Origin of the sequence: Haladaptatus sp. CMAA 1909, assembly GCF_043952005.1 — an archaeon.
GTDB lineage: Archaea > Halobacteriota > Halobacteria > Halobacteriales > Haladaptataceae > Haladaptatus.
In genome coordinates this window covers 239,825-263,159 of the sequence record NZ_JBIOAV010000001.1, presented here as the reverse complement: position 1 = coordinate 263,159, position 23,335 = coordinate 239,825, and the positions used below count along the sequence as shown (strand labels likewise).

General features: G+C 63.3%; 26 protein-coding genes and 1 tRNA gene. 10 read left to right on the top strand and 17 right to left on the bottom strand.

Going from position 1 to position 23,335, the window contains the following annotated elements:
- Positions 1-56: 56 nt before the first annotated feature.
- The 3 genes from ACGYLY_RS01425 to ACGYLY_RS01415 form a co-directional block, all read right to left on the bottom strand.
- Positions 57-1,478, bottom strand: coding sequence for a BGTF surface domain-containing protein (locus ACGYLY_RS01425; RefSeq protein WP_395283752.1), 1,422 nt, complete (start codon positions 1,476-1,478; stop codon positions 57-59).
- Between the two features lie 164 nt (positions 1,479-1,642).
- Positions 1,643-2,170, bottom strand: a complete 528-nt coding sequence (locus ACGYLY_RS01420; RefSeq protein WP_395283751.1) for a DnaJ domain-containing protein — start codon at positions 2,168-2,170, stop codon at positions 1,643-1,645.
- Positions 2,171-2,250: 80 nt separating this feature from the next.
- Complete coding sequence (locus ACGYLY_RS01415) at positions 2,251-2,757, bottom strand: GNAT family N-acetyltransferase (protein ID WP_395283750.1); 507 nt, start codon at positions 2,755-2,757, stop codon at positions 2,251-2,253.
- 133 nt (positions 2,758-2,890) lie between these two features.
- Between ACGYLY_RS01415 and hmgA the strand changes: the two genes are divergently transcribed.
- Both hmgA and ACGYLY_RS01405 read left to right on the top strand, forming a co-directional pair.
- Positions 2,891-4,102, top strand: a complete 1,212-nt coding sequence (gene hmgA / locus ACGYLY_RS01410; protein WP_395283749.1) for a hydroxymethylglutaryl-CoA reductase (NADPH) — start codon at positions 2,891-2,893, stop codon at positions 4,100-4,102.
- A gap of 115 nt (positions 4,103-4,217) precedes the next feature.
- On the top strand, positions 4,218-4,358 hold the full coding sequence (locus ACGYLY_RS01405; protein WP_395283748.1) for a hypothetical protein: 141 nt from the start codon (positions 4,218-4,220) through the stop codon (positions 4,356-4,358).
- Positions 4,359-4,400: 42 nt separating this feature from the next.
- Here the strand turns inward: ACGYLY_RS01405 and ACGYLY_RS01400 are convergent, their stop codons facing one another.
- Together ACGYLY_RS01400 and ACGYLY_RS01395 are read right to left on the bottom strand one after the other, a co-directional pair.
- Positions 4,401-4,922, bottom strand: coding sequence for a DUF5817 domain-containing protein (locus ACGYLY_RS01400; RefSeq protein WP_395283747.1), 522 nt, complete (start codon positions 4,920-4,922; stop codon positions 4,401-4,403).
- A 25-nt stretch (positions 4,923-4,947) separates the two neighbouring features.
- The gene (locus ACGYLY_RS01395; RefSeq protein WP_395283746.1) at positions 4,948-5,529 is read right to left on the bottom strand and encodes an NUDIX hydrolase; all 582 of its coding nucleotides are present in this window, start codon (positions 5,527-5,529) and stop codon (positions 4,948-4,950) included.
- Between the two features lie 172 nt (positions 5,530-5,701).
- On the opposite strand from ACGYLY_RS01395, the gene ACGYLY_RS01390 reads away from it, so the two are divergent.
- Positions 5,702-7,489 carry a hypothetical protein gene (locus ACGYLY_RS01390; RefSeq protein ID WP_395283745.1) on the top strand — a complete coding sequence of 596 codons (1,788 nt, stop codon included), beginning with the start codon at positions 5,702-5,704 and terminating at the stop codon, positions 7,487-7,489.
- 31 nt (positions 7,490-7,520) lie between these two features.
- Here the strand turns inward: ACGYLY_RS01390 and ACGYLY_RS01385 are convergent, their stop codons facing one another.
- Complete coding sequence (locus ACGYLY_RS01385) at positions 7,521-8,225, bottom strand: SDR family oxidoreductase (RefSeq protein WP_395283744.1); 705 nt, start codon at positions 8,223-8,225, stop codon at positions 7,521-7,523.
- Positions 8,226-8,290: 65 nt separating this feature from the next.
- Entirely contained in the window at positions 8,291-9,013 is a 723-nt protein-coding gene (locus tag ACGYLY_RS01380; protein WP_395283743.1) for a hypothetical protein, read from the bottom strand.
- Positions 9,014-9,160: 147 nt separating this feature from the next.
- Between ACGYLY_RS01380 and ACGYLY_RS01375 the strand changes: the two genes are divergently transcribed.
- Complete coding sequence (locus tag ACGYLY_RS01375) at positions 9,161-9,877, top strand: class I SAM-dependent methyltransferase (RefSeq protein WP_395291129.1); 717 nt, start codon at positions 9,161-9,163, stop codon at positions 9,875-9,877.
- Between the two features lie 237 nt (positions 9,878-10,114).
- On the opposite strand, the gene ACGYLY_RS01370 is transcribed toward ACGYLY_RS01375, so the two are convergent.
- A tRNA-Pro gene (locus ACGYLY_RS01370) sits at positions 10,115-10,187 on the bottom strand.
- A 50-nt stretch (positions 10,188-10,237) separates the two neighbouring features.
- The gene (trmY, locus tag ACGYLY_RS01365) at positions 10,238-10,834 is read right to left on the bottom strand and encodes a tRNA (pseudouridine(54)-N(1))-methyltransferase TrmY (protein ID WP_395283741.1); all 597 of its coding nucleotides are present in this window, start codon (positions 10,832-10,834) and stop codon (positions 10,238-10,240) included.
- Positions 10,835-10,973: 139 nt separating this feature from the next.
- On the opposite strand from trmY, the gene ACGYLY_RS01360 reads away from it, so the two are divergent.
- Positions 10,974-11,513 (top strand): hypothetical protein, encoded by a 540-nt coding sequence (locus tag ACGYLY_RS01360; RefSeq protein ID WP_395283740.1) that lies wholly within the window; start codon positions 10,974-10,976, stop codon positions 11,511-11,513.
- Between the two features lie 111 nt (positions 11,514-11,624).
- Here ACGYLY_RS01360 and ACGYLY_RS01355 read toward each other — a convergent pair whose 3' ends face one another.
- Positions 11,625-12,533 carry a glycosyltransferase gene (locus ACGYLY_RS01355; RefSeq protein WP_395283739.1) on the bottom strand — a complete coding sequence of 303 codons (909 nt, stop codon included), beginning with the start codon at positions 12,531-12,533 and terminating at the stop codon, positions 11,625-11,627.
- 238 nt (positions 12,534-12,771) lie between these two features.
- Here ACGYLY_RS01355 and ACGYLY_RS01350 point away from each other — a divergent pair, with 238 nt between their 5' ends.
- From ACGYLY_RS01350 to rnhB, 3 genes are all read left to right on the top strand, one after another.
- Positions 12,772-14,067, top strand: a complete 1,296-nt coding sequence (locus ACGYLY_RS01350) for a tRNA pseudouridine(54/55) synthase Pus10 (RefSeq protein WP_395283738.1) — start codon at positions 12,772-12,774, stop codon at positions 14,065-14,067.
- A gap of 164 nt (positions 14,068-14,231) precedes the next feature.
- The gene (locus tag ACGYLY_RS01345) at positions 14,232-14,441 is read left to right on the top strand and encodes a hypothetical protein (RefSeq protein WP_395283737.1); all 210 of its coding nucleotides are present in this window, start codon (positions 14,232-14,234) and stop codon (positions 14,439-14,441) included.
- Between the two features lie 78 nt (positions 14,442-14,519).
- Positions 14,520-15,185 carry a ribonuclease HII gene (gene rnhB, locus ACGYLY_RS01340; RefSeq protein ID WP_395283736.1) on the top strand — a complete coding sequence of 222 codons (666 nt, stop codon included), beginning with the start codon at positions 14,520-14,522 and terminating at the stop codon, positions 15,183-15,185.
- A gap of 1 nt (position 15,186) precedes the next feature.
- Here the strand turns inward: rnhB and ACGYLY_RS01335 are convergent, their stop codons facing one another.
- From ACGYLY_RS01335 to secF, 4 genes are all read right to left on the bottom strand, one after another.
- Positions 15,187-16,380, bottom strand: a complete 1,194-nt coding sequence (locus ACGYLY_RS01335) for a carboxylate--amine ligase (RefSeq protein WP_395283735.1) — start codon at positions 16,378-16,380, stop codon at positions 15,187-15,189.
- The gene (locus ACGYLY_RS01330) at positions 16,377-16,949 is read right to left on the bottom strand and encodes a low molecular weight protein-tyrosine-phosphatase (RefSeq protein WP_395283734.1); all 573 of its coding nucleotides are present in this window, start codon (positions 16,947-16,949) and stop codon (positions 16,377-16,379) included. Before ACGYLY_RS01330 ends, ACGYLY_RS01335 begins: the two co-directional genes overlap by 4 nt.
- 124 nt (positions 16,950-17,073) lie before the next feature.
- Entirely contained in the window at positions 17,074-18,621 is a 1,548-nt protein-coding gene (locus tag ACGYLY_RS01325) for a preprotein translocase subunit SecD (protein WP_395283733.1), read from the bottom strand.
- Positions 18,618-19,478, bottom strand: coding sequence for a protein translocase subunit SecF (gene secF / locus ACGYLY_RS01320; RefSeq protein WP_395283732.1), 861 nt, complete (start codon positions 19,476-19,478; stop codon positions 18,618-18,620). The genes ACGYLY_RS01325 and secF overlap by 4 nt, the downstream gene beginning before the upstream one ends.
- 131 nt (positions 19,479-19,609) lie before the next feature.
- On the opposite strand from secF, the gene ACGYLY_RS01315 reads away from it, so the two are divergent.
- On the top strand, positions 19,610-19,963 hold the full coding sequence (locus tag ACGYLY_RS01315) for a hypothetical protein (RefSeq protein ID WP_395283731.1): 354 nt from the start codon (positions 19,610-19,612) through the stop codon (positions 19,961-19,963).
- Here the strand turns inward: ACGYLY_RS01315 and ACGYLY_RS01310 are convergent.
- The 3 genes from ACGYLY_RS01310 to ACGYLY_RS01300 all read right to left on the bottom strand — a co-directional run bounded on the left by ACGYLY_RS01310 (position 19,960) and on the right by ACGYLY_RS01300 (position 22,798).
- Positions 19,960-20,847, bottom strand: a complete 888-nt coding sequence (locus ACGYLY_RS01310; RefSeq protein ID WP_395283730.1) for a carbohydrate kinase family protein — start codon at positions 20,845-20,847, stop codon at positions 19,960-19,962. The genes ACGYLY_RS01315 and ACGYLY_RS01310 overlap by 4 nt on opposite strands.
- 73 nt (positions 20,848-20,920) lie before the next feature.
- Entirely contained in the window at positions 20,921-21,739 is an 819-nt protein-coding gene (locus ACGYLY_RS01305; RefSeq protein WP_395283729.1) for a DUF63 family protein, read from the bottom strand.
- A gap of 99 nt (positions 21,740-21,838) precedes the next feature.
- Entirely contained in the window at positions 21,839-22,798 is a 960-nt protein-coding gene (locus ACGYLY_RS01300; protein ID WP_395283728.1) for a ribose 1,5-bisphosphate isomerase, read from the bottom strand.
- On the opposite strand from ACGYLY_RS01300, the gene ACGYLY_RS01295 reads away from it, so the two are divergent.
- The gene (locus ACGYLY_RS01295; RefSeq protein WP_395283727.1) at positions 22,797-23,300 is read left to right on the top strand and encodes a phosphate-starvation-inducible PsiE family protein; all 504 of its coding nucleotides are present in this window, start codon (positions 22,797-22,799) and stop codon (positions 23,298-23,300) included. The genes ACGYLY_RS01300 and ACGYLY_RS01295 overlap by 2 nt on opposite strands.
- The last annotated feature ends 35 nt before the right edge of the window (positions 23,301-23,335 follow it).

Below are 23,335 nucleotides of genomic sequence, written 5' to 3'. Positions count from 1 at the left end.
GGTCTCCCGTTTTGTGCAGATATGGTCAATCATAGTATAAAAACCATCGGACACGTTCATCGCGTCCGGCGAAGGACGAGAACGGCCCCCGCCACGAGTGCCACGAGCGCGACAGGTACGTCGAATCCCGGCAGGCCACCCTCCGAAACCGACTGTGCGGTGATGGGTTGCTCGGTCTCGACGGGCGGAAGCGCCATTGTCGTGGTGGTCGCCGTTGTCGTGTTCGTGGGAGTCTCCGTCATCGTGGTTGTCGTAGGTTCTGTCGTCGTGGTCGTCGTGGTTGTCACCGTAGTCGTCGTAGTCGTCGTCGCGGACGTCGTCTGTCTTGCGGCGACGACGCCGGTAACGGTCCTGTCTTGGTCACGGAGTTCGATACTGAAGGAGGTCCCCGGTTCGACGCCGCCGAAATCGAACGTCGCGCCGAACGTCCGCTCCTCCGTCACCGTCGCCGTTTTCGGCCAGAAGAACGATTTCTTTCCCGTATCGTAGGCGGTCACGTTCACCGTCGTCCCCGGCGCGAGATTCGTCGTTCCACCGATTCTAGTTCGATCTTCGACGACCAGCACGTCACCCGAGTAGTCCAACGCGACGCGCCGCTCCTCGACCGAAAACGTCGTCGTCGCCCGCTCCGGTTCCGTCACCAATCCGTTTTCCGCGCCGATTTCGAACGTAACGTCGTACGCATCTCCGGCTTCGATGCCGTGTTCATCCGTGTCGAGGATGAGGTACAACACGTCGTTTTCGTCGTCCAGCATCATTCGCGTCGCTTCGTCGCCGTCAAACTCGTTCGGAACGGTGTTACGATGCGCGTTCGTTTCGCGGAAGTGAACGCTGACGTTCTCCCCGCTTCCGTCGAGCATCGACTTGTCGAGGAATCCCGACATCCCGGACACGTTGACGGCGAGAACGAACTGATCGCCTTTCGCAACCGTCCCGTTTTCCGTCGCTGACGCCGCTTTCCGTAGGTCGTCCGGGGTTTCGAACTCGTCGGGATTCACCGCCTCCGGTGTCGGCAACACTCCCGTCCACGCGTCGCCCGTCTCCCGTCGTTCGACCGTGAACGAACCAATGTCCTGTGTAACCCCACCGACCGTGACGTTCATATCGTACACGCCGGGTTGGAGCGGTCCCGATTCCGACGGAATCCGCACGTTCGGCGTTCCCCTGATTCCGCCCTTCCGCAACGAAATCGTCTCGTTCGGGTCGTCGGCCCGGTACGTGTTGAGGTCGAGCGTCGTGGTGCCCTTCGTCACGTTCACCTGCACCCAAAATCCCTGTTCGGGCGACCCGATGTTGACCGTCGCCGCTTTCGAGGCGTGAACGGTGATCGGAATCACATCGCCGCGGTCGTCGCCGGGGGATCGCGTTTCGAAGGTGGCGCTTTTTCCGGCCGCGCCGACGAACGAAATCGGTCCCACGAGGAGCGAACAGAGGAGGACGGCGACGACGAGCAGTGAAACGGCTCTATTGGGTCGCATCAGATGACAACCTCTCGATAAATGTTTGGAGGTATCGGATGAAACGACAGATTCCGGCACATACGTGGACCGATGGCCGGAGTCGGTAGTGTCGGCATGGTTTAGTACGAGATGTGTTATGAACCATCCATAATAAATTCGTCCGTCAGTACCGCGACTGATAATCAGCGGTCGGTGCGAACGCGTTCGTACGCCTTGTTGACACGTTTGAACGCTTCTTCGTTCCCGTCCGCTCGGTCGGGATGAACGCGTTTCACCTTCTCACGGTAGGCCTGCCGGACCGTATCCTCGTCCGCGTCGGCATCGACGCCGAGGATTCGATAGGCCTCCTTCGGACTCGGGCTGGGCCGTCCGCCGACCGTAGCGCGCCCGCCCGTCGCCCTCTCACCGGTCCGTGCTCGACCCCTTCCCGCCGCTTGCCAACGCGCTCGTTCGCGTGCTTGCTGTCGGGCCTGCTCGCGTGCCGCACCGGGCGACGGGCCGAACCCCCGACGCGGTTCTCGGTACGCCTCGCGTTCGACCTTCTTCGCGAGTCGACCCGTGGCGTGATACCACAGGATGGCCGTCGTGATGCCGAACGGGACCGCGAAAATGATGAGAACAGGGTTGTACGCGAATCCCAGCGAAACCATCGAGACCGTGATTCCGGCGAAGACGGCGGCCATGGCGAGCAAGAGACGCGACCTGTGCACGGTTTCGCTACGGGTGGATGGGTGTTAAGCCTCTCGCCGCCAGCAAGTTCGGCAATGACACCCGAAACGACCCGTTTCCGTCATTTCGAAAACTGGTGGTAGTAGACGACCGCATCGCACGTCCCACCCGTGAACAGGTCGACGACGCGCTCTTCGATCCGTTCGAAGCCGTTGGCCTCGAAGAACGCACGTCCGCGTTCGTTCTCGGTGAAGATGGGAGCCGACAGCTGCGTGAACCCGCGCTCGCTTACGTGGTCCTCTATCGCGGCGAGGAGGTCGCTTCCCACGCCAGTCCGCCACTCGTCGGGGTCGACGTAGATGCTCCGTATCTCGCTCTCTCCGACGCGTTCGGGGTCGATGTCGGTGGTGGCGTACGCGAACCCGACCAGTTCGCCGTCCGTGACTGACGCGAGAAATATCGCATCCTCGTCGCGGAGTTGTGCTTCGAGTCGGTCCGAACCGTACCACTCCTCGAACGCGACGTCCTGTTCCCGTTCGGAGAGGAAGCCGTAGGAGTCGTCCCACGCCGAACGCACGATACGGCGAACGTCGCTCACGTCGTCCACCGTCGCCGGTCTGATTTCCATACGGACTGAACACCCACGACGAATAAAATGGTTGCTGGCCATTTCTCGGGGACACTCGGGAATTCGGTCGACCGGCGGCGACCGCCCGACCGAATGAGCAACTGTTAGGGGATGGGACGACAACCGGCGAATCATGACCGATGCAGACGACCTCGCGGAGCGGGTACTGGCGGGAGACCTGCGCCTGCACGAACTCGAAGACCACGCGGACCACGACACGGCGACGGCGGCGCGCCGGGAACTCCTCGAATCGGAGACGGATGCGACGCTCGATACCGTCGGGCAGTACGCCTTCCCGGCCGAGGACGCCGAGACTGCCATCGAAAACATGGTCGGGACCATTCAGGTTCCGCTCGGTGTGGCCGGGCCGGTCGCCGTCAGTGGCGGGTCGGCCGACGGCGAGTACTACCTCCCGCTCGCCACGACGGAGGGGGCGCTCCTCGCCAGCGTCAACCGTGGCTGTTCCGTCATCGATTCCGCGGGTGGGGCGGACGCACGGGTGACGAAACAGGGGATGACCCGCGCACCCGTCTTCCGTGTGGAGGGTGTCGCCGAGGCGGAAGCGGTCGTGAACTGGGTTCGGGAGAACCGCGACGCGCTCGCCGAGGTCGCCGAATCCACGACCAACCACGGGGAACTGCTGGACGTGACGACCTACGTCGTCGGCGACTCCGTGTTCCTGCGGTTCGTCTACGACACCAAGGACGCGATGGGGATGAACATGGCGACCATCGCGACGCGAGAAGCCGCCTCGCTCGTCGAAGAGGAGACCCCGGCGAACCTCGTCGCGCTGTCGGGGAACCTCTGTTCCGACAAGAAACCGGCCGCCATCAACGCCATCGAGGGCCGCGGGCGGAGCGTCACAGCGGACGTCCACGTCCCGCGCGAAACGGTCGAGGAACGTCTCCACACCACGCCGGAGGCCATCGAGGAGGCGAACACGCGAAAGAACCTCGTCGGCAGCGCGAAGGCCGGGGCACTCGGGTTCAACGCCCACGCCGCGAACGTCGTCGCGGCGGCGTTCCTCGCGACCGGACAGGACGCCGCGCAAGTGGTCGAAGGGAGCAACGCCATCACGACCGTCGAAGCCCGCGACGATGAACTCTACGCCAGCGTCAGCATTGCCAGCCTCGAAGTCGGCACCGTCGGCGGCGGCACGAAACTACCCACGCAGGCGGAAGCGCTCGACGTGCTGGGTCTCCGCGGCGGCGGCGACCCCGCCGGAAGCAACGCCGACGCGCTCGCCGAAATCATCACGGTCGGCGCGCTCGCCGGCGAACTCTCCCTCCTCGCCGCGCTCGCGTCCCGGCACCTCTCCAGCGCCCACGAGGAATTGGGTCGATAGCGATTTCGACATTAAATACCAAACTGTTATTGCAGGAAATTTATTGTATTGGAGGACGATTATTACTCGGCACCCGCGGGAGCGACTCGCGGCGTGCCACACAATGGTGATTCCAATGGCAACTGCCCCCATTAAGGGGGACGCACCGATAACGAAATCCCGAGCGTATTACGTCCTTCAGTTCCTGAAACTGTTGCTCACCGTCGTCACGTTGCTCGTCGCCGTGTGGAAGGCGCTGACCGGTGCACTCCCCTGAGTCGGGCCGTCCCTTCGACGCCGACGGATACCGGATGCGGGTTCACATCCGACGATATCGTCCGCGACTCTCGCTGATTTCGCCGCGTCGAGCGAGTTTGGCGAGCGCCGTTTCGACGTACTCGCTCGAAACCCCGTGTTCGCTGGCGTATCCGACCACTTCCCCTTCAGTCGGCCTGTCGAGGGTCGTGACGGCGTCGATAACCACCTGTTTTTTGCTCGTGCCGGTATTCCGACGAGCGTCGCGGTTCGCGGCCTCGGTGACTTCCTCGGAATCGACGCCGGAACGGTCGAGGAACTCCTCGTCGTCCATTCCGGCCTCGTCGGCCTTCGAATCCATCTCGGAGAACGAGTCGAGTTCGGCGAACGCCTCGCCGTGTCCCTGCCGGTTGGCGAGCATGGACGCGCGCACCTCGCGGGCGTGGTCCTCGTCGTCCGTTTTCACGAACTTCTTCAGTTTCTCGAAGGTCCGGTGCTTCCCACAGCGCGGACACCGCGTCGTTTCGGGCCGTCCGTCGACTATCCACAGGTTGCTACAGCCGTTACAACCCACGACGCTGTACATACGTTTCGTTCCGCGCCCTCCCTGTTCAACCCTCCGTTCGCGGTGGGGTCTCGCCTTCGCCGAGGAGTTCGTAGTAGAGGACGCCGAGGACGGTTCGACCGTCGTACACGCCGTCGGCGGCTATCTCCTCGCGGAGCGCCTCGAACGTCGTCGTCGTCGACCGGATGCTCTCGTTGTAATCCAGTTCCTGCTCGCCGGTCGGCACGCAGTCGTACGCGACGAAGAAGTGATGGAGGCTGTCCGCGAACCCATTCGCCGGTTCGACGGTCGTGAGGTGGCGCACCCGTGCCGCCTCGTATCCCGTCTCCTCGACGAGTTCGCGTCTGGCCGCGGCAGCCAAATCCTCGTCGTCGGGTTCCACGCCGCCGACCGGTAACCCTCGCGATATGTGCGACACCGCCTGTCGCCACTCCTCGATGACGACGACGTCGCCGTCCTCGGTGAACGGGAGGACGACCACGCTTTCGGGTTCCGTCAGGTAGTCGAAGTCGGTTTCGGTGCCGTCCGGCAGGCGGACCTCCTCGTTTCGAACGTCGAACCCTGGACACGAGTAGGCGACGCCTGATTCGAGCGTCTCCCACGCGAGCGGGTCGTTCTGGGGAGCCATATCGGATTTGTTCCGAGCGAACGCAAAGGCACTTCGGTTTTCGAATGTCGATCGAACGGTGATTCACTACTATTGTCAAAAACTCCCCGGTAAGCCGTCGTTGCGCTCCCGTCTCGGCGGGAGAACAGTTGTCGCGTTTTATTCGACTCGGCGTGGAATCCTTTCGGGATTCATGAATTTCGAGCGGATCAGCAGACGCGGGGTACTCGCGGTAACCGCCGGGGCGGTGGGGACGGTGGGATCGGTTCGGACGACGTCCACGGCCGAAGCGGGGGGAACGAACGAGAACGGAACGAGCAGCCACGTCGTCATCTTCGGCGGCAGCCCCGATTCCGTCATCGAGTACGGACTGACGGTGAGCGGGCGACTGCGGAAGAGCGGGCGCAGCGGCGGCGCGCCCATCGCCGACCGATACGTCACCGTCGACGGGGAAGATAGCATCTCGAACCGAGGACGGCACGCCAGCGGAGCGGTCGCTGGCGGTGGCGACGCATATCGATTCACGGGACGGATAACCCGATTTCGGGTCTCCCTCTCCTCCGCCCGGCAGAACGAGGTCAGCGTCTATCTCGACGGTCGCCGGGTTCGACCGGACGAACTCGGCGACGCGCCCGCCGCAAGAACGCCCGTCGAGTTCCTCGACTGTAGCACCGCGCGGGTGACCGGAACGTTCCGAGGGGTTCGGCTACACACCAGTTTCTGGGACGAGGCGGGACTCGGCACGAACTGGCTGTTCCCGGGAGCGGTCAGCGGAACCACCGTTCTGCACCCCACGGCGGAACACGACCCCTATCCGTTCGCGATCGACTCGGTGAGCCTCGATACCCGGAAACTGAAGACGCCGGGGCAACCAGCGAAGTTCACGGCGGTCAATCCGTATGCGGGTCCGTGGTGTCGCGAGGGGGGTGCACCGAGTGGAACACTGCCGAACCACCTCGTCATCTTCGGCGGCAGTCCGGGTACCGTCATTCGGTACGAGTTCGCCGTGAGCGGACGGTTAACGAAGAGCGGGGACGCCGACGGCGCGCCCATCGCCGACCGGTACGTCACCGTCGACGAAGAGGACGAACTGTCCGGGAACCGCGCCCGAGGTGCGGTCGCGGGCGGCGGAGACGCTTACCGATTCTCCGGGGACCTCACCGCGTTCGAAATCGACGGCGGCGCGACCGTCTACCTGAACGGGCGACGGGTGAACCCGAACGAACTCGGCGGGGAAGGCGGCGGAACGAATGGAGGCGAAGGGGGAGACGGAGGAGGTAACGAAATGGAAGACGGAGGAGGTAACGAAATGGAAGACGAAAACGGAACACGGTCGAAGGGTATCGAATTTCAGGGTTGCGAAAGGGCGGTCGTGACGGGCGATTTCGAGCGGGTGACGATCAACACGTCGTGGTACGCGTCGGACGGCTTTGCCACCTCGTACAACGAAATCGGTCCGGTGAGCGGTCGAACGCGAATCGACAGGTCGAACGTCGGTGACATCGGGAAGTCCGGGTTCGTCATCGTCAGCGTCGCCGCCTACGAGTCGGGAAGCGCCGAGCCGACTATATCGAAGCGAAACCCGAACACGGAAGCGTGCGATCGGAAACTTCGTCCGACGACGGAAACGACCGAGACGGAAACCGAAACGGGGACACGAACCCGGGAAACGACACAGGAGTCGGAAACTGCTCGGCAGCAGACGACCGAACGAACGACGGAATCACAGGAGACGACCGATGCGTCCAGCACGTCACGAGAGTCGAGAACGTCCGCAGAGAGTACGGCGAACAGCACCCCCGAAGCGACGGACACCGGGGGCGGAACGCCGGGCGAAAGCGGGGACGGAACGAGCGAGAGTGGAGCAGACGCCGGAGGGGGGAGTGCAAGTGGAACGAGCGGGAGCGGAAGTGGAGGCGAAACGGGCGGCAGTGGAACGAGCGGGAGCGACAGCAGTGCGAGCGGAAACGAGAGTGCGTGAGTCCCCCCGTCTCCCGGGGAACGAGTCGAACTCAGACCGAATCCGTTAGACCACCATCGACGCGGATGTTCTGTCCGGTGACGTAACTCGCAGACGGTGACACGAGGTACGCGACGGTATCCGCGATTTCAGTCGTGGCCGCGGGGCGGTCCATCGGAATCTTCGCCCGCGTCTCGTCGTCCACCTCGTAGCTGTCCACGAAGCCGGGAAGCACAGCGTTCATACGGATTCCGTCGTCGGCGTAGCGGTCGGCGTACAGTTTCGTGAAGCTCCCGAGTCCGGCACGGAGGACCGAGGAGACCGGGAACTCGTGGCTCGGCTCGAACGCCGAAAAAGTGGAGATGTTGACGATCGCTCCCCGACCCTGTTCCCGCATGACCGGCGTGACGAGCCTCGCCGTTCGAACCGCGTTCAGGAGGACGAGATCGAGTCCGTCGTGCCATTCCTCGTCCGTGATGTCCAGCAGGTCCCCGGTCGCGGGGTGTCCTGTGTTGTTCACGAGCGCGTCGATGCGTCCGTATCGCTCCGTCGCGGCCTCGACTAGCGCGGCGAGGTCGTCGGTGTCCGTCACGGAACCTTCGAACCCGACGCCGCCGAGATCCTCCGCGACGTCGATCGCGGCACCGGATTTCGAGAGCAGGACGGGCGTGTAACCGTCGTCAGCGAGTTCTCGTGCGCACGCTTCCCCGATACCTCGACCGGCGGCGGTTACGACCGCCACTGTTTCCGAAGTCATATTTCATACTCATCGCCGACGGGTTTGTGCGTTCGGGGAGCGGTTCGAAAATTGACACTGTGGGATTACAACGAGACCTTCGAGAGGTCGGCTTCCAGTTCGTCCACGTGGTCGTTGAACGCCTCCACGAACCCCCGGAAGTCGTCCGCGAGTTCCCGGACGTCGGGTGCCGACGGAGGTTCGTACTGCGAGACGAGATACGTGCCGCCCTGTCCGCCGACGCGGAGGTACGAGGCCCTGCTCTCCTCTCGTTTCAACTCCCAGCGCTTGCCGTTGACTCTCGCCGTGAACGTGCCGTAATCGACGCCGTCGTAGCGATGGAGTTCGCCGGCCATCACGTCCGAAACCTCCCGAATCCGCCCGACGACGCGGTTTCGCTCGGAGACGACGGTGTCGGTCGATTCGACCCTCGGGAAGTCCGTCGAGACGTCGTCCAAGACGCCCTCCTTGGATTCGACGTGGGCGTTGTAGGACGCGACGAACGCGTCGTAATCCCGCATCGCCGTCGCGAGGTCGTCGGGGTCCGGCGGTTGTTTCGAGGAGACGACGTACGTCTCGCCGCCCGCCTTCCCCTCGAAGCGGAGGTACTGGATGTTCCCTGCCTCGTACTTGAGCGTCCACTCCCCCGCACTCGTTTTGAACGTCTCCTGCCCGTAATCACCGCCCTGCAACAGCGCGAGTTCGCGTGCGATGGTCCCCGCGTGGTCCGTGACCGCGGCGACGACTTCGTCCCGCTGTCCGGCGATTTCCTCCGTTTTCGTGATGTCGAATTCGATTCCCTCGGTCATGTTGGTGGGACTACGGATGGAGCGGGGTTAACCGTGATGACTCGGTGGTTCGAATCGCTCCGCTCGTCGGTGTCGTTCGACGATATCCGAGAACGAACGAATATGGATCGGAACAGTTACTGTAAAAGCAAACACACGACCGTATCCATGCCGCCCGACGAGAAACCCATCGCGGAGGACGCATACGACGAACTGGGGGAGACGTACGAGAAACACGAAGACGATCCCTACTGCGCGGATCTGGAGTTTCCAGCGATGGTAGCCCTCGTTCCGGAGGTGGACGGAAAACGAATTCTCGATGCGGGATGCGGCTACGGTCGGTACTCGGAGTGGTTGCTCGACCACGGAGCGGACGTCGTCGCCCTCGATGCGAGCGAGGAGATGGTCGAAGGAGCGAAGGAACGACTCGGCGACCGAGCGACCGTTCATCGGGCCGATTTGGATGGGCCGCTCGACATCGCGGACGACGGTTCGTTCGACGGTGTCGTCAGCGGGCTTTCACTGCATTACCTGAAAGATTTGCGGCAAACTTTCGCGGAGTTCGCCCGACTGCTCCGACCGGGCGGGTTCCTCGCGTTTTCGACCCACCATCCGCTCGATGACTATCTCGCGTACGAGGGAGTGAACTACTTCGAAACCGAGCGAGAGCGGATGACGTGGGCGACCGACAGTGGGGACGTCGACGTTCCGTTCTACCATCGACCGCTTTCGGAGATCGTCAACCCGCTCGCCGAAACCGGCTTCCGACTGGACGAACTGGTCGAACCGACACCGACGCCGGCGTTCGAGGAGAAGAAGCCGGAATCGTACGAAAAAAGGCTGAAACGACCGACGTTTCTGTGCGTTCGAGCGTCGCGGCGATAGGGACGGTCCGGCGCGAATACATGTGAGCGCATGTAAAACGGTCCGCTCGGCGGCGTTGAGTGTGGGGGATAAGAATGGGCCGACGCGAATTCGAACCGGACGAGACGTTCCGGGTCGCTCACTCGCGTTCGCTTCCCGGGCCTGCGTCTCGTTTACTCGAATTCGCTTGGCGATCCACTTTCCCGCATTCGAAACGCCTCGCTGTCGCTCGGCGGTTTGAGAATGCGGGAAAGGTAGTGGGCCGGCGCGAATTCGAATCGCGGTTACGGCCACCCGAAGGCCGAAGGATACCAGGCTACCCCACCGGCCCGCGATTGAAAGATGGAGTCACCCACCTTTAACGGTTGCGAAACGGGGGCGTCAGTAGTCGGTGTAGCCGTCCGTATCGAGGTAGTTGTGAGCGACCGTCACGGCGTGATTGCCGTGGAGGAGCGACGGACCGAGTCGGACCCGTGCGTCGGAGGCTTCCGTCAGCAGGTCGGCCTCCTCGTCGGTGAAGTCGCCGTGGTCGGAGAGGACGAACAACGGATTTTCCGGCGGTTCGAGGTCGACCACGGGCGTTCCCTCCTCGTGCAGTTCGACCACGGTGGCCTTCCCGTTCGCCTCGGAGAGAATCGTCTCGAAATCGCGCTTCGAGACGAAGACGCCGGGCGTGCTTTCGGCTTCCATGTGGCCGATGGCCTCGGATTTCGCCTCCAACGCCTTGCGGATGAGCGCCGCCGTGCTTCGCTCGTCGGGGTTGAGACGCCGGAGTTCGCTCCCCTCGAAGCGAATCGTCAGCTCGTCCTGCATGACTAAAAAGAGGCGCACGTCGCTTCGGAAATCGTGCGAGAGGAAGAACGCGCTGTTGACGCACCGACAGAGGGCGTCGAGTCGCCCCGCCCCGCCCGCCAAATCGTCGAGCGAGAAATCGGGCGTCGTCGGGGCGTCGTGACCGAGAACGATGAACTGTCGCATACCCCCACTCGTCCCGGCGGGCGTAAGTCGTTTCTGAACGAGGGCGACGGATGGGTTTCACACCGCTTCCCTCCCTCGTCGGCCCCAGCGCTTACATGACAGATAGTCGTCGTATCCTCGCCGAAGGAGCCAGTGAATCATGACCGACGAGACACGACACACACGACGGACGTTCCTCGCGGGAGCGAGCAGCGTCGTCGGTGCGACCCTCGCATCGACGGCGGTAACGGCACAGGACGGAACCACGACCGACCCGGCGCGGAACAGAACGACGCGACAGATGGTCGCCCGGCGGTCGAAACTGTTCGAGAACAACTACGCCGGGCAGTTCGTCATCGTCGCAGACGTGAAGAAAAAAGAGGCGAGTCCCGACGTCGTCTCGACGTGCGATTTCCCGAACTGGAACGCGAACGAAACGCGAGTGTACAACGGCGTCTTCGTCGACAATATCGGGAGGAAGAGCACGTCACAGCAGTCGGTGCGGACGGACCTCTACATGAACGGAAACAAAAAGCAGATCGAAATCGGCCAACCGTTCATCATCAACAACACTCAGACCTGCTCCGGCAACTACGTCGGCCTCGAAGCACAGTCGATACCGATGTACGCCGCGAACGGCCAGCCGATGGGACCGACCGTGACCGGAACCGAGCAGGAGAGTCCCGATTCGGGCGGGTGAGCGACCCGGGTGGAACGGCGAAAGAAGCGGCGGGCAGGCCGATTCGGTGTCCTCGACGGCCTCGCGGGCGTCACCGGTTTGGGGCTCAAACGCGCGTTCGACCGGGACTGATTACTCGCCTTCGCCGAAGTGTTCGTAGACCCAGCCCGTCGTGGCGCTGAGGCGTTTCAGGTACGCGATGAAAAAGAGCAGGACCACGTCGGCCTTCGACAGCGAGGTGCTTTCGGTGACGTTTTTGTAGAATCGAATCGGATGCGGCGGGAGGTAGTTTCGTGGGTTGAGAAGGCTCGGTTTCTGTACCCGGCTCGGATGGTAGCGTTGCATCTGCGCCCGGCCACGACCCAGACGGAAGTGCTTTTTCAGGAGCGCGGGAAGCGACGAGCGGGCGGGGTGATACATCGTAATCGCGGGTTGGTAGTGTTGACCGAATCCGGCGTCGTACACCCGGTTGCCGAACTCCTGATCCTCGCCGGAGAACAATCGGTCGTCGAAGTTCCCCACCTCGTCGAACACGGTTTTGCGGACGAAGAGGCACCCGGTTCCCGAGAAATGCTGTTCTTCGATGTACTTCTGGATCGGAAAGCCGAAGATCTGGTTGTATTTGGCGGTGAGCGTGTCCTTGTCCTCTTCGACGTAGATCTCGACGTTACACCCCATGTAGTCCCAGTCGTTCGACTCCATCGACTGGACGGCGTGTTCGAGCCACGTCTCCTCGACGGTCATATCCGCGTCGATGAACCCGAACAGTTCCCCCTTCGCTTCGGCGACCCCCGTGTTCCGAGCGGCCGCGGGACCTTGAATCTCGTCTTCCACCAAGAGTCGCACGCGGTCGGGATACTCCTCGCAGTAGCTCCTGATAACGTCCCGCGTCTCGTCGGTCGAACCGTTGTCCACGGCCAACACTTCGTAGTCCGTCGCCGAATATGTCTGATCGAGAACGGCGTCGAGAGTCATCCGAATGCCCCGTGGATCGTTGTAGACAGGAATGATAACGGAGACAAACGGCGGCTCGGAAGGCATATCGTCACACTGCGTCACCACGCATATAGCCCCTTCGATTCCTCACACAGCCTGCGTATACGCCTTGACAAATGAGTTTGCAACACTGTTTTTTCCGATGTAATGTCATTTTTGACTGATTTACATCATTCTAGAGGAGTTGGCAGAACAGTGACACGAGAAGGATTCGATGGTCGGGCCGTCCGGTTTGCCGTTCGAATCGGAAACCGGTTTACCGCGTGACTCCCACGGGTGAGACATGGACGTACTTTCGGCGGCGCGGCGGGTCATCGCGGAGGACCCCGTGTGCGATGCCTGTCTGGGTCGGCAGTTCGCCGACCGAAGCTTCGGGTTGACGAACGACGAGCGGGGTCACTCCCTCCGTGTCGCGGTCGCCTTGGAGGACGACGAGGATTTCGAGGAGTCGGACGGGGAGTGTTGGGTCTGTGAGGGACTCACCGACGAGTACGACGACTACGCGGAACGGGTTGCGAAAGCCCTCTCCGACATCGGATTCGAGACGTATCAGGTCGGGACGCGTGCACCGCCGCTGGTCGAGGAGAACGAGCGCCTCCTCCGCGAGTTGGCCGACCTCCCCGAGGACGCCGGCGAACTGTTCAAATCGGAGTTCAACCGCGAAGTGGGCAAACGGGTCGGGCGACTCACTGACACGGAGGTCGATTTCGAGCGCCCGGACGTGCTGGCACTCCTCAACCTCGAACGTGGGGACGTGGATGTGCAGGTGAACCCGGCGTTCGTCTTCGGTCGCTATCGAAAGCTGGAACGCGACATCCCTCAGACGAAGTGGCCCTGCCGGGAGTGCGGCGGGTCGGGCAAGCAACTCGCCGAGGGCGGCGGCGAGGAACCGTGTGACTACTGCGGCGGCAGCGGGTTCCTCTACGACGAGAGCGTCGAACAACTCACGACCCCGCCGGTCCTCGACGCGATGGACGGCGAGGAGGCCATCTTCCACGGCGCGGGCCGGGAAGACGTGGACGCCCTGATGCTCGGGACGGGCCGCCCGTTCGCCATCGAGGTGAAAAAGCCACGGCGACGGAACCCGAACACGGACGAACTCGAACGCGAAATCAACGAGTTCGCGGACGGCAAGGCTGAAGTCGAGGGACTTCGCCTCGCCACGCACGACATGGTCGAGCGCGTGAAGGGCCACGACGCCAGCAAGACCTACCGCGCGCAGGTCGAGTTCGACGAACCCGTCACGGAGGCGGCGCTCGCGGAGGCCGTCGAGGAGTTGGACGGCGCGACCATCGAGCAGTTCACCCCGAACCGGGTGGACCACCGCCGAGCCAACCTCACCCGCGTACGCGAGGTGTACAGTATCGAAGGGCATCTTGACGACGAGCGCCACGGCGAAGTCGAGATTCACGGACAGGGCGGCCTGTACATCAAGGAACTCGTCAGCGGCGACGAGGGACGAACCGAACCGAGTCTGGCCGGTCTCCTCGGCGTCGGCGCGGACGTAACCGCGCTGGATGTCGTCGCGGTGGAGGGCGAGGAGGCACCCTTCGACCACGACGATTTCCTGCTCGAATAACGGCGTACGTCCGCGTTTCCGGCGGCCGGATTTTTCACCTGAGACCCACCAAACCAATAGAATTAACTCCCCGCCGTTTGATATGTCGCATGAAGCAAATCGGGGTATCCGCCGAAAGGCCAGTGCAGGAACACTGACCCCGTTTGCTTCGAGGCTATCGAAGCATGTCCGACAACGAACCTTCTCCGGAAAAGCGTATCGCCATCAAACAGGTCGGCCTCCGGTTCCGCGGCATCGACGCCGACGACGTTGACAAGGAGCTTCTCGGCTCGATTCACGCCGTCCTCGACGAGCAGGGGTTGCCCGTCAGCAGCATCTCGGTCGAACCGCGAAAGCCGTTTGTTCCGCGGCAGTCGGGGCCTCATCGCCCCTGAACGGGAGCCGAACCGCATTTTTTGTCGCTCCGCCGCGTCCTCGACCGTTCCACAGCGTTGACCCGATCAGTAACGACCATGTGGTTCCGCGACCACCGTGAGAGCGTGTTCGGGGTAGACGAAGCGGGACGCGGGCCGGTGTTGGGGTCGATGTTCGCCGCGGCGGTCGCCATCGACGACCCGAATGACTTACCGGATGGAATCGACGACTCGAAGAACCTCTCGCCGGAGCGCCGGGAGGAGTTAGCTGCCGCGATTCGAGCGGACGAAACCGTCGGGGTCGGCGTCGCGGAGATCACCACGGCGAGAATCGACGACCCCGAGACGGACATGAACACCCTGACCGTCGCGGCCCACGGGGAGGCGATATCCCGAACAGTCTCCGATGGCGAACGCGGAATCGCGGACGCCTGTGACACCAGCGAATCCCGATTCGCTCGGCGGGTCGCGGCGGAAGTCGGCCCCGAGATAGAGATCGAAGCGGAACACGGCGCGGACGAGGCCCACGCCATCGTCGGTGCGGCGAGTATCGTCGCCAAAGTGGAGCGCGACGCTCACGTCGCCCGACTCGCCGAGAAACACGGCGCGGTCGGTAGCGGCTACCCGAGCGACCCCACCACCCGCGAGTTCCTCCGCAAATACGTCGAGGCGAACGGCGAACTCCCGGACTGCGCTCGCGTCTCGTGGCAGACGAGCAAGGACGCGCTGGCCGCCCATCAACAATCGGGACTCGGCCAGTTCTGACCTATTTTCCGAGGACCGCCGACACCGCCCGCCGCAACGGCTTCGACTCCGACGGCGCGAACTCCGAGACGAGGTTCGAAACGTCGCGCCGGAACGGTTCCGGGTCGTCCATCGACAGGTAGTCGAAGTTGGGGTCGGTGAGCAGCGAGCGCAGGACCCGAGCGACTTCCAGCGGGACCGACGGGCGCTCGACGTGTTCGTAGTCGTCGCGGAGGAGGCTCACGAGGTAGACGAGTTCCCCTCGGAGGATGTGACTGCCCGTTCCGACCGTGTAGCCGTAGTCCGGCCTCCGAACGCCGTTGGCCAGTTGGTAGTACCGATGGGGGAAATCGACCCCCGAATGAACCGCGAGTTGGAGCGACCCCCAGAAGCGCGGGTTCACCTCGAGCAGTTTGAACCGCTGGTCGCGCGGGTCGCGTCGGAACTCGGCCATCGCGGGACCGTGCCAGTCGAGCGCCGATAGGAGACGAACGCCGTGTTCGTGGAGGGTCGGGTCCGACACGGACTTGCGGAAGACGCTCGCCCCGCCGGAGTAGGTGTAGCTTCGAACCCGACGGTGCTGGAAGGTGACGACGGGTTCGCCGCGGTCGAACAGGGCGAAGAAGCCGTACTCGGTTCCGTCCGGGATGCACTCCTGCACGATGGGGACGTGGCCCATCTCGTCGGCGAGACGGTCCGCGTCGGGTTCCTCCGAGACGAACCGAACGTCGGGGTACGCCGTCTTGCCGTCCTCCACGCACACCGTGTACCGGGATTTGACGACCGTCTCCTCGCTCCAGTCGTCCCACTCCGTGAGGAGGCCGGTTTCGGGGACGGGAACGCCCGCTTCCTCCGCGCGTCGAAACAGCCGATTTCGGTCCCGGGCGGACTCCATCGTTTCGAAGTCGGGCCACGGCGTCCCGACGTGTTCCGCGAACTCGTCTCGGTGCTTCGAAAGGACGTAACTCTCGGGTTCCCGGAGCGGGACGAGGGTCTCCACGTCGGGACGCTCGGCAAGCGAGAGGAGGCCGTCCCGATAGCCGTCCAGGTCCTCCGTCGGCGCTGGAAGGGAGACCCGTTCGTCCACGTACTTCGACGTGAACGCCGGCGAGTCGGCCGATTCACCCGCCGCGATGACCGGAATTCCCTTCCGGCCGAGCGACCTGATGCACGCGAGGCTACTGCCCGCCGCGATGGCCGGGACGACGACGCTCATTCCTCCTCCACCGTCGCCAGAAACGCGTCCACCGCGTCCGTGACTTCGCCGTACACGCGACGGAACGTGTCCTCGTCGGCGTCGTACGGGTCCTCGATTTCGAACTCCGACGAAATCTCGAACGACCGGACGAAATGGGCCTTCCCGAGCGAATCGGGGTAATCCCGCTTCAGATACCAGTAGTTCCACGCGTCCATCAGCAACACGAGGTCACTCTCCCCGAGGAGCGTCTCGTCCACGCACTGTGAACGATGGTCGGTCAGGTCCACGCCGAACTCCGACGCGACGGTCACGGCGTCGTCGGGACTCGACCGCCCTTCCTTTTCGATGAATCCGGCGGAACGAACCGAAGAACAGTCGTACTCCGTTTCCTGCAGGCGTTCTCGAAGGTAGCGTTCGGCCATCGGACTCCGACAGATGTTTCCGAGGCAGAGGAAGAGGACCGCCGGTTCGGAGGGGAGCGTGCGCACCGCGCTGGTCGCATCTCGGGGGAGAGCGTCGGGACGCAACCGCAACCGCTCCATCTCCACGGCGAGGCGTCGTCTGCCGTGCTGGAGGTGTTCTAACATCGTCCCGCGTTCGACGTGGTCGCTGTTATAACTCGACCATCGTTTCGAGAGTAGACGGACCCTACGGTGTTCGTAGAGGTTGAATACCGCTTCGAACGAACGGGAAAAAGGTCGCGCGACGGCGTTACTTGTCCGTCAGCAGGTAGCGGAGGATGTCACCGTAGGCCGGTCGCGTGACCAGCACGCCGATGAGGACGCCGAGGATGGTGATGATGGCGAACCCTTGCAGGTCGCCGAGTCCGAGCACCGCCAGCGGACTCATCGCGATGATAGTCGTCGCGGCGGCGGCCCCGATGACCCAGAACGCCTTGCGGAAGCGCGACTGGAAGACGCGCGAGGAATTGACGGCACCTTCGCTCATCACCTCGTCGGCGATGATGATGAGGTCGTCCACCCCGGTCCCGATGACCGCGATGAATCCGGCGATGTGCGAGAGGTCGAGCGGGAGACTGACGGCGGCGGCAAAGCCGAGGAGGATGAACACCTCGGAGAGCGCGGTCAGAATCATCGGCAGCGCGACCTCGGGTTTCCCGTAGCGGAGGAACACGACGCCGCTGACGGCGAGGACGGCCGCGATACCGGCCAGAAGCGAGTCGAACTTGAACTGGCTCGCGAGGCTCGGTTTGAGGTAGGTCGTGGACCCGGCCTCCGTGTCGAGGGCCGCCGGAAGCGCACCGGCTTGCAGGTTAATCTGGATTTTACGGGCTTCGGAGGCGTTTCTCCCCGTCTGAATGGAGAACGTCGGGTTATTGACGAATTCGCCGTTGTTGATGGATTGTGCGAGGTCACCCATACTCACGCCGGACACCACCTTTCCGTCGACGACCGTGTAGAGACAGTATCCCGCCTCGTCCGCGGGTTTCTGTGGATATCGACATGCTCGGATTCCCTCCGAACTGGTGAATCCGCGTTCTTTCATCACGGTGGCGAAACGCTTCGCGGCGTCGTCGGTGAGCGAGACGCTGACGCTCCACGTGTTATCGACCTGTTGTGCGGGTCCGACGTTGGAGATTCCATTCTGGGTGATGGCAGTCGTGTTCGCCCCCGTTCCGTTGTCGGTCGGGTAGTGTGCGACGATGGAGACCTGCCCGCGCTTCGTGACCAACTCCTCCATCTCGGACTGGTTGGCGTTGGGCATCTCGATCTGGATGAAATGCTCCCCGTTCGTCGCGGTGACCTGCTGAACGCGCCCGCCGGAGAGTCCGGCCTTGGAAATCTTGTCGTTCAACGTGCGAACGATCTCCTCGCGCGTCTGTGCGGTCACGCCCTCGCGGACGGTTTCGTATCCGATGTTCTCCTTGTCGAGCGCCGACTTCAGCTGTCCCGTCGTGACGTTGTCCGCGAACACCTCGATGGTACTCTGGGTGTTCGTTCTCCGAATCCCCACGTCCGACTGGGTGACGCCGGGGATGTCCCCGGCGATTGCCTTTTGAACGTCGGTTCTGCTCGTCCCGTTCGGCCAAGTCACCTGTTCGGCGGTGACGCCGTTCACGGGTGCGCGGATTCGCGTCCCGCCGGCCAGTTCGAGTCCGTACTTCAGGTTGGTCGGGCCGGTGCTGTTCGTGGCGAGGTTACCGTTGCCGTTCCCACCCTGCGGGACGAAGAGCGCGAACGCGCTTCCGAGCAGGAGGACGACGAGCAGGCCGACGCGCCAGTTGTCACGGAGGCTCATCGCGCCACCCCCTCGAACTTGTACCAGCGAAGGAGGCTCAGGTTGAGCATGTACGTGTTCATCAGGTCGGTCGCGAGTCCCATCACGAGGACGACGCCGATTGACGTGAGCAGGCCGATTTGGAAAATGAACGCCACGATGGTCATCACCGCCATCGCGGCGAGCGACGTGACCGTCATCGTCACGCCGGTCCGCATCGCCCGGTACGTGCTCTCGTAGAAGTCGCCGGACCGCCGAAGGACGTGGTTGTTGAGCAGGATGTCGGAGTCCACGCTATACCCGATGAGCATCAGGAGCGCGGCCACGGTCCCCAACGAGAGTTCGATGCCGAAGACGTTCATCAGCGCGACCGGAATCACGATGTCGCTGAACGCGGAGATGACGACGGCGATGGAGGGAACGAACGACCGGAACATGAGAAAGACGATGAGGCTCATGCCCACGAACGCCGCCACGATGCCGTAGATGGCGAGCTGTTGGGAGTTGGACCCGAAGCTCGCGGACGTACTCTGTACGGAGAGCACCTCGTATCCGGCGCTGTTCGCTTGGGACGTGAGCGAACTCGTGTCTGTATCCTGGAACGTCACGATGTAGACGTTGTTCGACGTCGCCGACGGCGTCACCGACGCGACGTCCGAGTCAAAAGCAGTCTGAATCTGGGACTGCGACGCAGTCGTCTGCACTCTCATTTCGGTCCCGCCCGTAAAATCGATGCCCGGCGTCACTGGTGCGCCGGTGGTCACATACCAACCGGCGATAACAAGCAACGCCAGCACGAGAATGGCGAGGGGAATCCCCGCAAGTTGCCGATTCGAGTACCGGGTATAATCGACCTCCGGTACTTGAAACTCTACCATAACCGATGGGTGCGTGACGACCCTGAATAAGCCTTCTTAATTACTACTGGACAACCCATCAGGTAAAACCACCAACACGAAACGTGAAAACCGCGCGAAGGCATAATTGTCTCCGGCCCCTTGCACTACCTATGTCGGGGACGAACACGAAAACCGAGCGCGAACCGAAGGGCGAACAGGCGACCCGAGTCGTCGTCTCGTATCCGGAGGACCTGAGCGATTGGGGGCGCTTTCAGGTCGGGACGAGACACTTCAAGGCATACCTCGGGAAGACCAAAGGTGCCGTTCACGAGGGTGACGTCTGGGAGGAGTTCCTCGACGTCGGTTGTTGTGGCGACACGCTCGACGTGCCGCTTCGCGTCGAACGGGTCGAAGGGGGCGACCGGATGGGACCGGACACCACCATCGACTACGACGTTCGGGAAGCCTGTGGAATCCGCGGTGGCTGGCAGGTACAGAGCGCGGACGGACCGAACGAGGTTTAATACCGCTCGTCGAGGAACGCCTCGACGCGCTCGCGGGTCGGGGCCGTTCGCGCACCCGCCGCCATCGCCGTCAGCGCGCCGCAGGCGTTGGCGTACTCCAGCGCCCGCTCGTAGTCGTTCGAATCGAGCAACGTCGCGATGAACCCGGCGGCGAAGGCGTCGCCAGAACCGGTCGAATCGACCGACTCGACCCCGAATCCGGGGTGCGTGCAGACGCCCTTCGTCGTATCGACCCGCGCACCCCTACGTCCGTGCTTGATGACGACGACGCGACCGTGGAGTTCCGAGGATGGGTGTTCCAGATCGCCGTCGAGAATCGTCTCCGCTTCGCGGTCGTTGAGAAACACGATGTCGGAGTAAGCGAGCGCCCGCGAAAAGTCCCGTTCGGCGAGGCGACGGCCGGGGTCGAAGCTCACGGATAGGTCGGCCTCGGTCGCGATTCGTGCGAGTTCGGCCGCCGTCTCCGGGCGTTGGCTGGTGAGATGGAGGTGCTCTGCCCCCGTAACGTACTCGGGGCGGACGTCCTCGGGCGCGATGGTCTCGTTCGCCCCCTCGTTTCCGAGAACCATCACCTCGCCGCCCTCGTCCACGATGAGGTACTTCGTCGTGGTCTCGATACCCGCGACTTCGATGACGTGCGTGCAGTCCACGCCGGCGTTCGTGAGTTCGCGCCGAACCAACAACCCGTGTTCGTCGGACCCGATACTGCCGACTAAACCGGTGGAAACGTCCATGCCTGCGAGTGCCGCGGCGACGTTCGCGGCGCTTCCACCGCCGGAGCGTTGCTGTGAGGTGATGCGCGCCTCGCCGTCGGGTTCGGGCAGGGCGTCCACGCTCAGCGTCACGTCCCAGTTGATGTGGCCCGCGGTTACGACTCGAACCATGACATCCCTCCGGAGCGGTTCGTGGGCGACATACCGTTCGTGATACCCATCAGTGGTAAAAAATCCTGCCGACTTAGCCCGTGATGGCGAACAGGATGAGGTTGTGCGCACCCGGTCCCAATCCGACGGCGGCGACGACGCCCAAGAGGAGATAGCCCTCCGTCGGTTCTTCCGCGACGTAATCCGCGAACAGGAGGACGACGAACTCCGCGATGGCGAGTTTCACGAGGACGAACAGCCAACCGACGCCGACCGAGTTCGATATGGGAAGCGAATGGGCGATTTCGAGGATGGCTTGCGAGAGCGGCGTTTTCTCGCGGAAGTCGAGAACGTCGATGCCGACGGCCGTCGAGACGCCGTCCAACGCGTGGGCGAACAGCGTGAGGGCACCGACCGCACCGGTGATGATGGCGACGTCGGGATAGAAGAACTGCGTCGCCACCCAGAGGACCCCCGTCAGAACCACGGCGACGACGAGCGCGACGAACGGCCAGAACAGCCGGAGACTGCCGTGCTGGAACCCGTACCAGAACGCGACGAGGAGGACGACGACGACGCCCGACATCCCGACGCCGGCGAGGACGCGCGGGACGGGAACTCGAAGCCGATAGAGCGAGAGCAACCAGACGCCCCCGGCCAAAGCGAACGTCGTGAGGTAGACGGCGGGCGTTCCGAACAACGGAAGCAGGACGTCCGGAATCGGCGTGCCCGGAACCTGGTACAGCGCGTTCAGTCCCGCGCCGACGACCATCCACGGTGCGAGCGACACGATGGTCCGCTCCGAGATGGTCGGTTCCGCACGTCGAAGCGACCAGATGACCGCGACGACGACCAGCAAAAGCGGCAGAAGATACGATAGTGGGGGAAGCGCAAACCCGTCCGGCAGTACCATACTCCGACACGCGAACGGAGGTGTGGAAAGGTTTGCGGTCTGTGTGCTCCCTTCGCAAGGAGCGGAACGAGCAGACCGTCACCGTTTCGCCTGCCGGTTTTACGGCTCGTCCCACGGTTCACCGTTCTGTTGTTCTCCGAACATTTCTCGCATCAGCGTCACGATGCTTTCCGGCGGGAACTGTCCCCGTTCGGTGACGATGGCGTCCACGTATCGCGGCGGGGTCACGTCGAACGCCGGGTTCTCGACGCGGACGTTGCCGACCTTCGACCGTTCGTCGTCGGGAAGGATTTCTCGCGGATCGCGCATCTCGATTTCGACGGTGTGACCCGTCATGGTCCCCGGATGGAGTTTCAGCGTCTGTGCCGCGACCATGATCGGAACGCCGCGTTCACGGGCGTTCACGGCCAGACCCGAGGTACCGACCTTGTTGATGACGCTCCCGTCCGCCGCGATGGAGTCCGCGCCGACGAGCACGTGGTCGGCGTCGTCCAGATATCGGCGGGCCGCGTTGTCGACGATGAGCGTGACGGGGACGTCCCAGTCACGCAGCTGACGGGCGGTGATGTGGCCCTGTTTTCGGGGCCGTGTTTCCTTCACGATGGCGCTGATTTCCTTGCCGTCGTCCAGCGCGCGGCGGACGCAGGAGAGCGCGTCCGTCGAGTGGCAGTGGGTCATGATGGTGTCGCCGTCGCGGAGGCGGTTCGCGCCGATTTGGCCGAGGTTGTCCTGCGCTTGGTCGAGTTCCCGCCGGAACTCGACGACGGTCGAAACGATGCTTTCGCGCAGTTCCTCGACGGTATCCCCCTCCATTCCCCGCAGGACGTAGCGCAGTGCGTTCGGAAGGCTGACCGCGGTCGGTCGGGTCTCGTGGAGTCTCCGAGCGGCGGCGCGAATCTCGGCGCGGAACTCCTCCGGGGAGTCCGCCTCGCTGGCTTGGGCCTGTTCGCCGATGGCCGCCGCCGCGGCGTCCGCGATGGTCGCCGCGCCGCGGATTTCCATCTCGGCGATGTCGTCCGCGGCGGTGGCGACGGAGGGAGTTACGTCGGGGTCATTCATGTGCGATTCTATGGCGTTCGGGGTGAAAAAGATGGTCCGGCGGAAATTCTACCTTCACGGCAGTTGCACGGGGGACATGGATTTCGACACGCCGATAGCCGCCTCGGAGTCGATGATGCGCGTCGCCGAACTCGTCGCCGCCTACCTCCTCGTCGGCCTGTTCGTCGTCGGCCTCATCGATTTCGGGTTCCTCGCGCTCTCGTTTCTCCGCACCGGTCGGGCGACCGACCCGCAGGCCCTCCTCGAACTGATCGACATCGTCCTGTTGTTGTTCATCGTCGCCGAGATTTATCGGACGGTCATCGCCTACGTGGAATCCGAGGGCGAGGTTGGGGTCGTGCGAGCGACCGTGTACGCCGGAATCATCGCGCTGGTTCGGAAGGCGATCACGTTCCAAATCGACGGCTACCCGACGACCGCGGATGCCGCTATCGCCGCGGGTTCCTACGCCGTGTTGCTTCTCGGACTCGGAATAACGCTGTGGGTCGTGTCCCGGGGATAGCGGGATTTTTACCGGGGCGGGCCATCCACCCCGCT

What these genes read in the sequence shown, in the direction of transcription:
- ACGYLY_RS01295 (WP_395283727.1), top strand. Translation starts at nt 22,797, where the DNA reads ATGTGCGATTCTATGGCGTTCGGGGTGAAAAAGATGGTCCGGCGGAAA.
- ACGYLY_RS01355 (WP_395283739.1), bottom strand. Translation starts at nt 12,533, where the DNA reads ATGCCTTCCGAGCCGCCGTTTGTCTCCGTTATCATTCCTGTCTACAAC.
- ACGYLY_RS01350 (WP_395283738.1), top strand. Translation starts at nt 12,772, where the DNA reads ATGGACGTACTTTCGGCGGCGCGGCGGGTCATCGCGGAGGACCCCGTG.
- ACGYLY_RS01375 (WP_395291129.1), top strand. Translation starts at nt 9,161, where the DNA reads ATGCCGCCCGACGAGAAACCCATCGCGGAGGACGCATACGACGAACTG.
- ACGYLY_RS01315 (WP_395283731.1), top strand. Translation starts at nt 19,610, where the DNA reads ATGTCGGGGACGAACACGAAAACCGAGCGCGAACCGAAGGGCGAACAG.
- ACGYLY_RS01325 (WP_395283733.1), bottom strand. Translation starts at nt 18,621, where the DNA reads ATGAGCCTCCGTGACAACTGGCGCGTCGGCCTGCTCGTCGTCCTCCTG.
- hmgA (WP_395283749.1), top strand. Translation starts at nt 2,891, where the DNA reads ATGACCGATGCAGACGACCTCGCGGAGCGGGTACTGGCGGGAGACCTG.
- ACGYLY_RS01330 (WP_395283734.1), bottom strand. Translation starts at nt 16,949, where the DNA reads ATGTTAGAACACCTCCAGCACGGCAGACGACGCCTCGCCGTGGAGATG.
- ACGYLY_RS01310 (WP_395283730.1), bottom strand. Translation starts at nt 20,847, where the DNA reads ATGGTTCGAGTCGTAACCGCGGGCCACATCAACTGGGACGTGACGCTG.
- ACGYLY_RS01405 (WP_395283748.1), top strand. Translation starts at nt 4,218, where the DNA reads ATGGCAACTGCCCCCATTAAGGGGGACGCACCGATAACGAAATCCCGA.
- ACGYLY_RS01395 (WP_395283746.1), bottom strand. Translation starts at nt 5,529, where the DNA reads ATGGCTCCCCAGAACGACCCGCTCGCGTGGGAGACGCTCGAATCAGGC.
- ACGYLY_RS01385 (WP_395283744.1), bottom strand. Translation starts at nt 8,225, where the DNA reads ATGACTTCGGAAACAGTGGCGGTCGTAACCGCCGCCGGTCGAGGTATC.
- ACGYLY_RS01390 (WP_395283745.1), top strand. Translation starts at nt 5,702, where the DNA reads ATGAATTTCGAGCGGATCAGCAGACGCGGGGTACTCGCGGTAACCGCC.
- ACGYLY_RS01380 (WP_395283743.1), bottom strand. Translation starts at nt 9,013, where the DNA reads ATGACCGAGGGAATCGAATTCGACATCACGAAAACGGAGGAAATCGCC.
- ACGYLY_RS01335 (WP_395283735.1), bottom strand. Translation starts at nt 16,380, where the DNA reads ATGAGCGTCGTCGTCCCGGCCATCGCGGCGGGCAGTAGCCTCGCGTGC.
- ACGYLY_RS01300 (WP_395283728.1), bottom strand. Translation starts at nt 22,798, where the DNA reads ATGAATGACCCCGACGTAACTCCCTCCGTCGCCACCGCCGCGGACGAC.
- ACGYLY_RS01345 (WP_395283737.1), top strand. Translation starts at nt 14,232, where the DNA reads ATGTCCGACAACGAACCTTCTCCGGAAAAGCGTATCGCCATCAAACAG.
- ACGYLY_RS01425 (WP_395283752.1), bottom strand. Translation starts at nt 1,478, where the DNA reads ATGCGACCCAATAGAGCCGTTTCACTGCTCGTCGTCGCCGTCCTCCTC.
- secF (WP_395283732.1), bottom strand. Translation starts at nt 19,478, where the DNA reads ATGGTAGAGTTTCAAGTACCGGAGGTCGATTATACCCGGTACTCGAAT.
- ACGYLY_RS01400 (WP_395283747.1), bottom strand. Translation starts at nt 4,922, where the DNA reads ATGTACAGCGTCGTGGGTTGTAACGGCTGTAGCAACCTGTGGATAGTC.
- ACGYLY_RS01415 (WP_395283750.1), bottom strand. Translation starts at nt 2,757, where the DNA reads ATGGAAATCAGACCGGCGACGGTGGACGACGTGAGCGACGTTCGCCGT.
- trmY (WP_395283741.1), bottom strand. Translation starts at nt 10,834, where the DNA reads ATGCGACAGTTCATCGTTCTCGGTCACGACGCCCCGACGACGCCCGAT.
- ACGYLY_RS01360 (WP_395283740.1), top strand. Translation starts at nt 10,974, where the DNA reads ATGACCGACGAGACACGACACACACGACGGACGTTCCTCGCGGGAGCG.
- ACGYLY_RS01305 (WP_395283729.1), bottom strand. Translation starts at nt 21,739, where the DNA reads ATGGTACTGCCGGACGGGTTTGCGCTTCCCCCACTATCGTATCTTCTG.
- rnhB (WP_395283736.1), top strand. Translation starts at nt 14,520, where the DNA reads ATGTGGTTCCGCGACCACCGTGAGAGCGTGTTCGGGGTAGACGAAGCG.